The organism is Kocuria sp. U4B, from assembly GCF_054875615.1.
The window spans coordinates 3,299,005-3,311,505 of record NZ_CM142180.1; the positions used below are offsets into that span (position 1 = coordinate 3,299,005).

The 12,501-nt window shown below is 72.5% G+C and carries 11 protein-coding genes; 7 read left to right on the forward strand and 4 right to left on the reverse strand.

The genetic code is table 11. The features are described 5' to 3' along the window. Positions 1-44 precede the first annotated feature (44 nt). On the reverse strand, positions 45-2,177 hold the full coding sequence (gene tkt / locus ACYSMR_RS15360; RefSeq protein ID WP_461746331.1) for a transketolase: 2,133 nt from the start codon (positions 2,175-2,177) through the stop codon (positions 45-47). 415 nt (positions 2,178-2,592) lie between these two features. On the opposite strand from tkt, the gene ACYSMR_RS15365 reads away from it, so the two are divergent. Both ACYSMR_RS15365 and ACYSMR_RS15370 read left to right on the forward strand, forming a co-directional pair. After that, entirely contained in the window at positions 2,593-3,489 is an 897-nt protein-coding gene (locus tag ACYSMR_RS15365) for a heme o synthase (RefSeq protein WP_461748035.1), read from the forward strand. Between the two features lie 92 nt (positions 3,490-3,581). Next, entirely contained in the window at positions 3,582-4,499 is a 918-nt protein-coding gene (locus ACYSMR_RS15370) for a dihydrodipicolinate synthase family protein (RefSeq protein ID WP_461746333.1), read from the forward strand. Positions 4,500-4,530: 31 nt separating this feature from the next. On the opposite strand, the gene ACYSMR_RS15375 is transcribed toward ACYSMR_RS15370, so the two are convergent. From ACYSMR_RS15375 to ACYSMR_RS15385, 3 genes are all read right to left on the reverse strand, one after another. Further along, positions 4,531-5,556 (reverse strand): COX15/CtaA family protein, encoded by a 1,026-nt coding sequence (locus ACYSMR_RS15375; RefSeq protein ID WP_309125405.1) that lies wholly within the window; start codon positions 5,554-5,556, stop codon positions 4,531-4,533. 85 nt (positions 5,557-5,641) lie between these two features. Continuing rightward, complete coding sequence (locus tag ACYSMR_RS15380) at positions 5,642-6,430, reverse strand: ABC transporter permease (RefSeq protein ID WP_251332389.1); 789 nt, start codon at positions 6,428-6,430, stop codon at positions 5,642-5,644. Next, complete coding sequence (locus tag ACYSMR_RS15385) at positions 6,427-7,434, reverse strand: ABC transporter ATP-binding protein (RefSeq protein WP_251332388.1); 1,008 nt, start codon at positions 7,432-7,434, stop codon at positions 6,427-6,429. Before ACYSMR_RS15385 ends, ACYSMR_RS15380 begins: the two co-directional genes overlap by 4 nt. Before the next feature lie 235 nt (positions 7,435-7,669). Between ACYSMR_RS15385 and ACYSMR_RS15390 the strand changes: the two genes are divergently transcribed. The 5 genes from ACYSMR_RS15390 to ACYSMR_RS15410 all read left to right on the forward strand — a co-directional run bounded on the left by ACYSMR_RS15390 (position 7,670) and on the right by ACYSMR_RS15410 (position 12,475). Next, the gene (locus ACYSMR_RS15390) at positions 7,670-8,461 is read left to right on the forward strand and encodes a helix-turn-helix transcriptional regulator (RefSeq protein ID WP_461746336.1); all 792 of its coding nucleotides are present in this window, start codon (positions 7,670-7,672) and stop codon (positions 8,459-8,461) included. Beyond that, positions 8,454-9,908 (forward strand): Fe-S cluster assembly protein SufB, encoded by a 1,455-nt coding sequence (sufB, locus tag ACYSMR_RS15395; RefSeq protein ID WP_251332386.1) that lies wholly within the window; start codon positions 8,454-8,456, stop codon positions 9,906-9,908. The genes ACYSMR_RS15390 and sufB overlap by 8 nt, the downstream gene beginning before the upstream one ends. Before the next feature lie 157 nt (positions 9,909-10,065). Next, on the forward strand, positions 10,066-11,268 hold the full coding sequence (gene sufD / locus ACYSMR_RS15400) for a Fe-S cluster assembly protein SufD (protein WP_251332498.1): 1,203 nt from the start codon (positions 10,066-10,068) through the stop codon (positions 11,266-11,268). A gap of 38 nt (positions 11,269-11,306) precedes the next feature. Next, positions 11,307-12,068 (forward strand): Fe-S cluster assembly ATPase SufC, encoded by a 762-nt coding sequence (gene sufC, locus ACYSMR_RS15405; RefSeq protein WP_251332385.1) that lies wholly within the window; start codon positions 11,307-11,309, stop codon positions 12,066-12,068. Between the two features lie 41 nt (positions 12,069-12,109). Beyond that, the gene (locus ACYSMR_RS15410) at positions 12,110-12,475 is read left to right on the forward strand and encodes a metal-sulfur cluster assembly factor (RefSeq protein WP_251332384.1); all 366 of its coding nucleotides are present in this window, start codon (positions 12,110-12,112) and stop codon (positions 12,473-12,475) included. The last annotated feature ends 26 nt before the right edge of the window (positions 12,476-12,501 follow it).

The window sequence follows — 12,501 nt, forward strand, 5'->3', positions numbered from 1 at the left end:
CTCAGTTCTGCTGGTTCTGTGGGGTCGGGAGGACGAGGCGGCGCTCAGCGGACGGCCGCGCGCTCGGCGGCGGCGGCGATGGAGTCCTGGGCGGCCTCGGCCACGGCCTCGGCGGTGATGCCGAACTCGCGGTAGAGCGTCTGGTAGTCGGCGGACTCCCCGAAGTGCTCCAGGGACACGGCCCGCCCGGCGTCGCCGAGCAGGTCGCGCCAGGACATGGCGATCCCGGCCTCCACCGACACCCGCGCCCGGATCCCGGCCGGGAGCACGGACTCGCGGTAGCCGGCGTCCTGGGCGTCGAACCACTCCCGGCACGGCATGGACACCACCCGGGCGCGCACGCCCTGCTTGGCCAGCTGGGCGCGGGCCTCCACGGCCAGGGCGACCTCGGAGCCGGTGCCGATGAGGACGACGTCGGGCTCCCCGCCCTCGGCGTCGACCAGCACGTAGCCCCCGCGGGCCACGCCCTCGGCGGAGGCGAACAGCTCGCCCTCCGCGTCCGGGTGGAGGTCCTCGCGGGCGAAGGTCGGCACGTTCTGGCGGGTCAGGGCGATCCCGGCCGGGCCGTGCCGGTTCTCCAGGATCGTGCGCCAGGCCACGGCGACCTCATTGGCGTCGGCCGGGCGGACCACGTCCAGGCCGGGGATCGCGCGCAGGGAGGACAGCTGCTCCACCGGCTGGTGGGTGGGGCCGTCCTCGCCGAGGCCGATCGAGTCGTGGGTCCACACGTAGATGGAGGGGACCTTCATCAGCGCGCCCAGGCGCACGGCGGGGCGCTGGTAGTCGGAGAAGATCAGGAACGTGCCGGAGAACGCCCGGGTCTGGGAGGACATCACGATGCCGTTGACGATCGCCGCCGCGGCGTGCTCGCGGATGCCGAAGTGCAGCACCCGCCCGTAGGGGTGGCCGGTCCACTTGGCCGTGGAGCGCTCCGCCGGGATGAAGGAGGGGGCGGACTCGATGGTCGTGTTGTTGGACCCGGCCAGGTCGGCGGAGCCGCCCCACAGCTCGGGGAAGGTGTCGGCGATCGCGTTGATCACCTTCCCCGACGCCGAGCGGGTGGCCACGTCCTTGCCGGCTTCGAACACCGGGAACGCGTCGCGGTAGTCCTCGGGCAGCTCCTCGTTGCGGATCCGGTCGTAGAGGCGGGCCCGCTCGGGGTTGTCCGCCCGCCACTGCTGGAACCGCCGCTCCCATTCCTCGCGCACCGGCTTCATCCGGTCGGCGATGCCTCGGGTGTGGGCGAACACCTCGTCCTCGACCTGGAAGGACTTCTCCGGGTCGAAGCCCAGCACGGCCTTGGTCGCGGCGACCTCCTCGGCCCCGAGCTTGGAGCCGTGGATCCCGCCGGTGTTCTGCTTGTTCGGCGCCGGCCAGCCGATGATCGTGCGCAGGGCGATCAGCGAGGGCTTGGAGGTCTGCGCCTTCGCCGCGCGGATGGCCGCGTAGAGCTCCTCGACGTCCTCGACGTAGTCGCCGGACTTCGTCCAGTCCACCCGGGCCACGTCCCAGCCGTAGGCCTCGTAGCGGGCCAGGACGTCCTCGGTGAACGCCACGTCGGTGTCGTCCTCGATGGAGATGTGGTTCTGGTCGTAGATCACCACGAGGTTGCCCAGCTCCTGGACCCCGGCCAGCGAGGACGCCTCGGAGGTCACGCCCTCCTGCAGGTCCCCGTCGGAGGCGAGGACGTAGACCGTGTGGTCGAAGACGGACTCCCCGGCGGGAGCCTCGGGGTCGAACAGGCCGCGGGTGTAGCGCTGGGCGTAGGCGAAGCCCACCGCCGAGGCCAGGCCCTGGCCCAGCGGGCCGGTGGTGATCTCCACGCCGGTGGTGTGGCGGTACTCGGGGTGGCCCGGGGTCTTGGAGCCCCAGGTGCGCAGGGACTCGATGTCCTCGAGCTCCATGCCGTAGCCGGAGAGGAACAGCTGCAGGTACAGCGTCAGGGAGGTGTGCCCGGGGGAGAGGATGAACCGGTCCCGGCCGGTCCACCGGTCGTCGGCCGGGTCGTGGCGCATGACCTTCTGGAAGAGCAGGTACGCGGCCGGGGCCAGCGACATGGCCGTGCCGGGGTGGCCGTTGCCCACCTTCTCCACGGCGTCCGCGGCCAGCACCCGCACCGTGTCCACGGCGCGCTGGTCCAGCTCGGTCCAGGTCAGCTTCTGATCAAGATCGGTCACGAAAATCGGGGCCCTTTCTGCTGGGATCCGCTGCCGTGCGCAGCGGTCACCGGCCGCGGGGCCGGTGCTCTGGGTCCAGCTTAGGTCACAGGGATTTCCGGCACGTGACCGACAGCACCCCCGGACGGGTCCTGCGCGCCGTCCGCCGACATCTTCCGGGGCGGCCCCTGCGGTGGGCACGCGCTATGCTGTATAGGACCTTCTCTCGCGCACGCGACCGGTGACCCACGCGCGGCCGCCGCCGTGCCGACGCCGCACCGTCTCCGGGCCGTCCTCGTGCGCGGAGCCGGGGAACACCACCGCAACCGGGAGCAATGATTCTGTGAACTCACTCGAGACGTCGGGCACCGCGGGGCGATCGGCCCTCGGCACCGAGCACGCGGGTGTTGCGGCGGCCCCCCGCCCCGAGGGGCGGATGACGGTCTCCCGGAAGGTGCGGGCCTACGTGGCCCTCATGAAGCCGCGCATCATCGAGCTGCTGCTCGTGGCGACGGTCCCCACGATGGTCTTCGCCCAGCAGGGCATGCCCGACTTCTGGCTGATCCTCAACACGCTCGTGGGTGGCACGCTCGCGGCCGGCGCGGCCGGCGCGTTCAACTGCTACATCGACCGCGACGAGGACCGGGTGATGAAGCGCACCGCCAAGCGCCCGCTCGTCACGGGCGAGGTGGGCGACCGCGAGGCCCTGGTCTTCGCCTGGGTGCTCTCCGCCGTGTCCGTGGCCTGGCTGACCCTGGGCGTCAACGTGCTCGCCGGCGTGCTGGGCGCGGTGGCGATCTTCCTCTACGCGGTCTTCTACTCGATCGTGCTCAAGCGCCGCACGGCCCAGAACATCGTCTGGGGCGGGGTGGCCGGGTGCATGCCCGTGCTCATCGGCTGGGCGGCGGTCACCGGGGGACTGGACTGGTCCGCCCTGATCCTCTTCCTGTTCATCTTCCTCTGGACCCCGCCGCACTACTGGCCGCTGTCCATGAAGTACGCCGAGGACTACTCCCGGGCCGGGGTGCCCATGCTGGGCGCGGTCTCGAGCGCGCGCACGGTGGGCAGCCAGGTGGTCCTCTACGCGTGGGCCACGGTGATCTGCTCGATGCTGCTGGTCCCCGTGGGCGGCGCCGGCTGGGTCTACGCGCTCACGGCCCTGGCCTCGGGCACGTGGTTCGTGTGGCACAGCCACAAGCTGCACGCCCTGGCGGTGGCCGGGCGGCCCACGGACAAGCAGGCGATGTACGTCTTCCACGGCTCGATCGCCTACATCACCTTCGTGTTCTTCGCCCTGGCCGTCGACCCGTTCGTGGGCGGCCCCATCCTCTGAGGCCTGCGCCCCCGGGCCCGCGGCACCGCGTCCACGGCGCCACGGCGGCGCCCGGGCCGGGCGCGGCGCGGCCCCGGTCCTAGGATGGGCCCATGCTGACCATGTCGTTCACCGGGCTCATCGCCTACCCGGTCACCCCGTTCCAGCAGGGTGGGCGGCTGGACCTGGAGTCCCTCGAGCGCTACGTCGGACGGCTGGTCCGTTCGGGCGTGGACGGCGTGGTGGTCCTCGGCAGCTCGGGCAGCTTCGCCTACCTCTCCGCGCAGGAGCGCGCCGAGGTCGTCCGCGTGGCGGTCGGCGCGGCCCACGGCTCCGGCGTGCCCGTGGGGGCCGGCATCTCCGCCATGACCACCCGCGACGTGCTCGAGATGGCCTACGCCGCCGAGAGCGGCGGGGCGGACGGGGTGGTGCTCAACCCGCTGTCCTACATCCCGCTCGTCTCCCAGGAGATCGCGGACCAGGTCGAGACCGTCGCCGCGGCCGTCTCCCTGCCCGTGTGCATCTACAACAACCCGACGACGACGGGCTTCACCTACCCGGTCGAGCTGGCCGCGGAGCTGTCCTGGCTGGAGAACGTGCACGCCTTCAAGGACACCGCGGACTCGCCCGCGGGCTTCGCCGAGCGCCGGCGCCGGTTCGCCGGACTGGCCGCGTCGGGGACCGCGCACGGGGCGAGCGGGGAGCGGCTGATCCACGAGGCGGCCCCGGACACGGCGGCCTGGCACTCCGGGATGGCCGCGGTGCTGCCGCGGCAGTACGCGGCCTTCCGCGCCGCGGTCGTGGACGGGGACGAGGTGGCCGTGCGGATGTGGCAGACCGCCCTGGCCCCGCTGCTGGAGATCCTGCGCCAGGAGCGCCCGCTCAGCTCCCTCTACGCGCTGGCCGAGGTGTGCGGGGTGAGCACGGCCCCGCCCCGCCGGCCCCTGCTGCCGATCCCCTCGCCCAGCCGCCAGCGCCTGGCCGAGGCCGTCGAGGTGCTGCTCGACGAGGCCCCCGAGGACCGTTCCTGAGGCGGGCGCCCGGCCGGGTCCGGCGGCCGGCTCAGCGGCCGGCCGCCGCTCCGGCGGCGCGGGCGTCGTCGCCGGCCCGGAGCACCGGGGCGGGGGTGCCGGTCACGGCGAAGCCCTTCTCCACGGCCCGGGCGGCGGCCCAGACGAGGACGGCCGAGCCCACGAGGTGGAGGGCGACCGCCACGACCGGCACGCCGTTGAAGTACTGGTAGTAGCCGATGAGGGCCTGCAGCACGAGCACGGCGAGCACGGCGTTGAGCGCCGAGGCCACGGGCGCGGGCCAGCGCTGCCGCCGGGCCAGGACCAGGCCGACGACCACGGTGACGACGACGAGGTACACCGGCACGGCGTGCGCGCGCGTGATCAGGTAGGCGTCGAAGGTGTGCCGGACGCTGGTGTCGTCCCCGGCGTGCGGGCCGGTGCCGGTCACCAGGGTGCCGAGGTAGAGGACCAGGGTGCTCAGCACGCCGAGGGCCGCCATGAGCGCGCGGACGGTGCGCCGGTGCCCGTAGGCCTGGCCCGGGCGCTCCGCGTCGCGCACGGCCGGCAGGGAGTACCGGCGGGTGCGGTTCACCAGCACGGTGGCGAGGGCGATCATCGCCCCGGAGATGAGGTAGTGGATCCCCACCAGCCACGGGTTGAGCCCGGTCAGGACGGTGATCCCGCCGACCACGGCCTGCAGGGGGATGCCCAGGCCCAGGAGCAGGGCGAGCCGGAAGAGGTCGCGGTGCCGGGCGCGCAGCCGCCACACGGCCAGGAAGGTCAGCACGGCCACGGCGGCGAGCAGGAACGTCAGCAGCCGGTTGCCGAACTCGATCATCCCGTGCGCGCCCATCTCGGCGGTGTTCGTCCAGGACTCGTCGGTGCAGCGGGGCCACGTGGGGCAGCCCAGGCCCGAGCCGGTGAGGCGCACGAGCCCGCCCGTGAGGACGAGCAGGGCGTTGGCCACGAGGGAGGCGACGGCGAGCCACCGCACCCACGGGGTGATCCGGGCCGGCAGCAGGCGGCTGCCGCGCTCGTGGACGTCGACGTCACTGGGGTCGTGGGCGCGGGTCATGGTGTCACTTCCGGAACGGGATCGGGGCGGAGGGCTCGCGGCCCAGTTTATCGGGGTCCGGGGCCGTCCCCGCCCGGGCACCGGCTCAGCTCCAGCGGAACCAGCGCACGGCCCCGGCCCAGGCGGCCGCGCCCCAGCCGGCGAGCACCAGGAGCGGCAGCAGGGAGGGCGCCCCGGTGAGGAACGTCTCGCGCAGGCCCGCGCCGAGGGCCCCGGAGGGCAGCAGGCCCACGAGCCCGGCGGGCCCGGCCGGGAGGGTGGTGGCCGGGAACAGCGTGCCGCCCACGGCCGCGAGCAGCACCCACACGAGGTTCGTCACCGCGAGGGTGGCCTCCGCCCGGACCGTGCCCGCCAGCAGCAGCCCCAGGCCCGTGAAGGTCGCGGCGCCCAGCAGCAGCACCGGGACCGAGAGCAGGACGGCGGCGGGCTCCGGGCGCCACCCTAGGGCCGCGCCCACGGCGGCGACGAGCACGTACTGGACGACGAGCACCGCGAGGATGGCCAGCAGCTTGCCGGCGATCAGCCCGCCGCGGCCCAGCGGGGTGGTCGAGAGGAACCGCAGCACCCCGTAGCGGCGGTCGAAGCCGGTCTGGATGCCCTGGCCGGAGAACGCGTTGGAGAGCACGCACAGGGCGAGCACCCCCGGCACCGCCACGTCCACGCGGGTGGCGCCCGCGGGGACCACGCCGTCCAGCAGGCCGGTGAGGGTCAGGGCGGCCAGCGCCATGAGCGGCAGGACGACCAGCAGCAGCAGCTGCTCCCCGTTGCGCAGCATCGCCATCGCCTCGAACCGGGCCTGCGCGGCGACGCGGCGGGCCAGGGGGGCGGGCGTGCGGACGGCGGGCGTGGCCGGGGCGGTGGTCGGCGGAGTCATCGGATCTCCCGTCCGGAGATGTCGAGGAAGACGTCCTCGAGGGTGCGCGGCTGCAGGGACAGGGCCTCGGGCATCGTGCCGGTCGTGGTGATCCACCGGGTCACGGCCTCGAGCAGCACGGGGGTCAGGGGGCCGGTCAGCGTCACGGTGCGCTCGGTGCGGGTGGTCTGGATGCCGGCGAACTCCGGCGCGTCCCAGGGGAAGGGACCGGCGCCCACCTGCCCGGGGGCGAGGGTGAGGGCCAGCACGGCCGGGGCGTCCGCCCCGGGGGCCACCAGCTCGGCCACGGAGCCCTGGGCCATGACCCGCCCGTGGTCGACGATGTAGACCTGGTCGGCGAGGCGCTGGGCGTCGTCGAGCAGGTGCGTGGTGAGGATGATGCACACGCCCTCGCGGCGCAGCTGCTGGACCAGGTCGAAGACGATGTTGCGGGACTGCGGGTCCATCCCCGCCGAGGGCTCGTCGAGGAAGACGACCTCCGGGTCGCCCGCGAGCGCCGCCGCCAGGGCCACGCGCTGGCGCTGGCCGCCGGAGAGCCGGCGGACCACGGTGCGGTCGAAGCTCGCGATGCCCAGCCGCTCCACGAGCTCGTCCATGTCCCGGGGGGCGCGGTAGAGGGAGGCGACGTGGCGCAGCAGCTCCAGCGGGCGCACCGCCTGGGGCAGCCCGCCGTCCTGCAGCATCACGCCCACCCGCGCCCGCAGCGCCGGGGAGGCCCGCCACGGGTCCTGCCCGAGCAGCCGGACCGTGCCGGAGGTGGGCCGCTGCAGGCCCTGGGCGCATTCCAGGGTGGTGGTCTTGCCCGCGCCGTTGGGCCCCAGCAGGGCCGTGACCTCGCCGTGGCGGGCGGTCAGGGACAGCCCGTCGACCGCCTGCACCACCTCCGCCCGGGCGGCACCCGGCCCGGGGGCGGGGCGGCGGCGGCGCGCCGGGAACTCCTTGACGAGGCGGTCGATCGACAGCGCTGCCGTCGGCGACGGGGCGGGGGAACTCTGGGCGGGCACCGGACCAGTGTAGTGCGGCGCGCCGGTGCCCCCGCGCCCTTGGTCCGCACCCCCGTAGGGGTTATTATGAGTAAGTCGTCTTTGTGGCCGCCCCGCCCGGTAAGGCAGGGCTTACTGGCAGCGATGGAATGAATAACGACATACTTCGGTTGTGTATTCAGTGCCCCCGGGTGCCACCGCTCCCGCCCGCACCACGACGTTCCTCACCCCCGACCAGGAAGCGCACGGCCCATCCATGACTCAGACCACGGACCCCCGGAGCCGCGTCCGCTCCGGCCCGCGGGCGGAGCAGGAGGAGAACACCCGCTCCCGCGTGCTCGGCGCCGTCCTGGAGCACGGGCCCGTCTCCGCCGCCGACCTCGGCGAGATGCTGGAGCTGACCCCGGCCGCCGTGCGCCGCCACCTGGACGCGCTCGAGCAGCAGCACTACATCGAGGTCACCATGGTCCGCCGCCGTGCGGGCGGCGCCGGGCGCCCCGCCCGCCGCTACGTCGTCGCCCCCGAGGGCCACGCCAAGCTCGGCGACGACTACCTCGAGATCGCCACGGACGCCCTGGAGGCGATCCGCCGCGCCGCGGGTCCCGAGGCCGTGCGCGCGTTCATCCAGGAGCGGGTGGACCGGCTCGAGGCCGCCTACCGCCCGGTGGTCGAGGCCGCCGGGAAGGACGTCGCCGACCGCCTGCCCGTGCTCGTGGGGCTGCTGGCCCAGGACGGCTTCGCCGCCTCCACCAACGAGGTGGCCGTGGGCCGCGGGGACCGGCGGACCATCGTCTCCGCCCAGCTGTGCCAGGGCCACTGCCCCGTCCGCGAGCTCGCCGCCCGCTACCCGCAGTTCTGCGAGCTCGAGACCGAGCTGATCGCGCGGCTGCTCGGCACGGACGTCCGCCGCCTGTCCACCCAGGCCGCCGGCGCCCACGTGTGCACCACGCACGTGCCCCTCGCCCGGCCCGCCCCGCGCCCCACCGATTCCCCGATCGCCACAGACCCGACCACGGACCACACCACTGAGGAAGGCCGTCATGACTGAACAGATCGCCAGCGGCAACGACACCGTCATCGCCGACATCCTGGAGAAGAACCCCGAGCTCGAGGGCATCGGCACCTACGAGTACGGCTGGGCCGACCCCGACGTCGCCGGCTCCTCCGCCCGGCGCGGCATCAACGAGGAGGTCGTCCGCGACATCTCGGCCAAGAAGAGCGAGCCCGAGTGGATGACCGAGCTGCGCCTCAAGGGCCTGAAGTTCTTCGACCGCAAGCCCATGCCCACCTGGGGCGCGGACCTGTCCGGGATCGACTTCGACAACATCAAGTACTTCGTGCGCTCCACCGAGAAGCAGGCCCAGTCCTGGGAGGACCTCCCCGAGGACATCCGCAACACCTACGAGAAGCTCGGCATCCCCGAGGCCGAGCGCGGGCGCCTGGTCGCCGGCGTCGCCGCCCAGTACGAGTCCGAGGTGGTCTACCACCAGATCCGCGAGGACCTCGAGGCGCAGGGCGTCATCTTCATGGACACCGACACCGCGCTGCGGGAGCACCCCGAGTTCTTCCAGGAGTACTTCGGCACCGTCATCCCGGTGGGCGACAACAAGTTCGCCGCGCTGAACACCGCCGTGTGGTCGGGCGGCTCCTTCGTCTACGTCCCCAAGGGCGTGCACGTCGAGATCCCGCTGCAGGCCTACTTCCGGATCAACACCGAGAACATGGGCCAGTTCGAGCGGACCCTGATCATCGCGGACGAGGACTCCTACGTCCACTACATCGAGGGCTGCACCGCGCCGATCTACAAGACCGACTCGCTGCACTCCGCCGTCGTCGAGATCATCGTCAAGAAGAACGCCCGCGTGCGCTACACGACCATCCAGAACTGGTCGAACAACGTGTACAACCTCGTCACCAAGCGCGCGATCGCCCACGAGGGCGCCACCATGGAGTGGATCGACGGCAACATCGGCTCGAAGGTCACCCAGAAGTACCCGGCCGTCTACATGACGGGGGAGCACGCCCGCGGGGAGACCCTCTCGATCGCGTTCGCCGGCGAGGGCCAGCACCAGGACACCGGCTCCAAGATGGTGCACATCGCCCCGAACACGTCGTCGTCGATCGTCTCGAAGTCCGTGGCCCGCAACGGCGGCCGCGCCGCCTACCGCGGTCTGGTCCAGGTCCGCGAGGGCGCCCACGGCTCGAAGTCGAACGTGGTCTGCGACGCCCTGCTGGTCGACACGATCTCGCGCTCCGACACCTACCCGTACGTCGACATCCGCGAGGACGACGTCACGATGGGCCACGAGGCGACCGTCTCCCGCGTGTCCGAGGAGCAGCTGTTCTACCTGATGCAGCGCGGCCTGGCCGAGGACGAGGCCATGGCGATGATCGTGCGCGGCTTCGTGGAGCCCATCGCCCGCGAGCTGCCCATGGAGTACGCGCTGGAACTGAACCGCCTCATCGAACTGCAGATGGAAGGATCCGTTGGCTGACATGCCCAAGCTGAACGAAACGATTCGCAACGCCGCGGAGGCCGCGGCCTCCGCGGCCACCACCGTGGCCGAGAAGGCCGTGGAGACGGCCAAGGACGTCCTCGCGGAGAAGGTCGACGGGGTCCCTGTCGGCGACCGCCGCGTGGCCATCCCCGGGATGGACCAGGAGGGCGAGCGCCTCGCCCGGGACAAGGTCGAGAACGACACCCTCGTGCGGGAGTCCGCCCGCGGCGGCAGCGCCGAGGGCCCGGACTCCTCCCGCGCCGGGCGCCACACCTCCTACGACGTGGCGGACTTCGCGCCGCTGACGGGCCGGGAGGAGGACTTCCGGTTCACCCCGCTCAAGCGGCTCAAGGGCCTGCACGCCGACGCCCTCACCGGCCCGGCGCCCGCCGTCGTGGTGGACGCGCCCGCCCCCGTGCGCGTGGAGACCGTGGGCCGCGACGACGCCCGCGTGGGCTCCGCCGGCATCCCCGAGGACCGGGTCTCCGCGAACGCGTGGAGCTCCTTCGCCGAGGCCACCGTGGTGACCGTGCCCCAGGAGGCCTCGATCGAGGCCCCGGTCCTCGTCGACATCCAGGGCTCCGACGCCACCCCGGCGGCCCAGCACCTGGTGATCGACGCCGAGCCGTTCTCCCGGGCGCTCGTGGTCCTGCGCCACCACGGCTCCGCCGTGCTCTCGCAGAACGTCGAGTTCCGGGTGGGCGACTCCGCCAGCCTCACCGTCGTGACCCTCCAGGAGTGGGACGACGACGCCGTGCACGCCTCCGCCCAGCAGGCGCTCCTCGGCCGCGGCGCCGCGTTCAAGCACGTCCTGGTCTCCCTCGGCGGCAGCCTCGTGCGCGTCACCCCCTCCACCCGTTTCGGCGCCCCCGGCGCCTCGGTGGAGATGTACGGGCTGACCTTCGTGGACGCCGGCCAGCACCTGGAGTCCCGGCTGTTCGTGGACCACTCCCAGCCCAACTGCACCTCGCGGGTGACCTACAAGTCCGCGCTGCAGGGCGAGAACGCGCACGGCGTGTGGGTGGGCGACGTCCTGATCCGCGCCACCGCGGAGGGCACCGACACCTACGAGCTCAACCGCAACCTGATCCTCGGCGACGGCCCCCGGATGGACTCGGTGCCGAACCTGGAGATCGAGACCGGCCTCATCGCCGGCGCCGGCCACGCCTCCACCACGGGGCAGCTGGACGACGAGCACCTGTACTACCTCATGTCCCGGGGCATCCCCGAGGACGAGGCGCGCCGGCTCGTGGTCCGCGGCTTCCTCTTCGAGATCCTCCAGCAGATCGGCGTCGAGGACATCGAGGCCCGGCTGCGCCAGGCCGTCGAGGACGAGCTCGCCTCCGCGAACCACTGACCTTTCCCGCACTCTTTTCGACCACAGGAGAACCATTCATGGCAACTCTCGAGATCAAGGACCTGCACGCGTCCGTCGTGCTCGACGACGAGACGACGAAGCCGATCCTCAAGGGCGTCAACCTGACCATCAACTCGGGCGAGGTCCACGCCATCATGGGCCCCAACGGCTCCGGCAAGTCCACCCTGGCCTCCACCATCGCGGGCCACCCCAAGTACGTCGTCGACTCCGGCGAGGTCCTCCTCGACGGCGAGAACGTCCTGGAGATGTCCGTCGACGAGCGCGCCCGCGCCGGCCTGTTCCTGGCCATGCAGTACCCGGTCGAGATCCCCGGGGTGACGACCTCCAACTTCCTGCGCACCGCCAAGACGGCGATCGACGGCGAGGCCCCCTCGCTGCGCACCTGGACCAAGGACGTCAAGGCGGCCATGGAGCAGCTGAAGATCGCCCCCGAGATGATCCAGCGCAACGTCAACGAGGGCTTCTCCGGCGGCGAGAAGAAGCGCCACGAGATCCTCCAGCTCGAGCTGCTCAAGCCCAAGGTGGCCCTGCTCGACGAGACCGACTCCGGCCTCGACGTCGACGCCCTCAAGGTCGTCTCCGAGGGCGTCAACCGCGCCCTGGAGAACAACGACATGGGCGTCATGCTCATCACCCACTACACCCGCATCCTGCGCTACATCAAGCCGCAGTTCGTGCACGTGTTCGCCGACGGCCGCGTCGTCGACGAGGGCGGGCCCGAGCTCGCCGACCGGCTCGAGGAAGAGGGCTACGACCGCTACCTGGCCCAGGCCAAGTAAGCCCGTCCCCGCTTCCCGCACCCCGCGAAAGGAGGCCAGCCATGGCCGAAACCCCCGCTGAGACGACTGCTGCGCAGCCCGACGAGGCCCCTGCGGGCCGGATCTCCCAGGAGGAGATCGAGGACGCGCTGATGAACGTCATCGACCCCGAGCTCGGCGTCAACATCGTGGACCTGGGCCTGCTCTACGGCAGCAGGTGGGCCGAGGACGGCGCCCTGGTGCTCGACATGACCCTCACCACCGCCGCCTGCCCGCTGCAGGACGTCATCGAGGACCAGGTCGAGCAGAACCTGGGCCCCATGATCGACGAGTGGCGCGTGAACTGGGTCTGGATGCCGCCGTGGGGTCCCGAGCGGATCACCGAGGACGGCCGCGACCAGATGCGCGCCCTGGGCTTCAACATCTGACCGGCCCTCCCCGCAGCGGCGGCGCC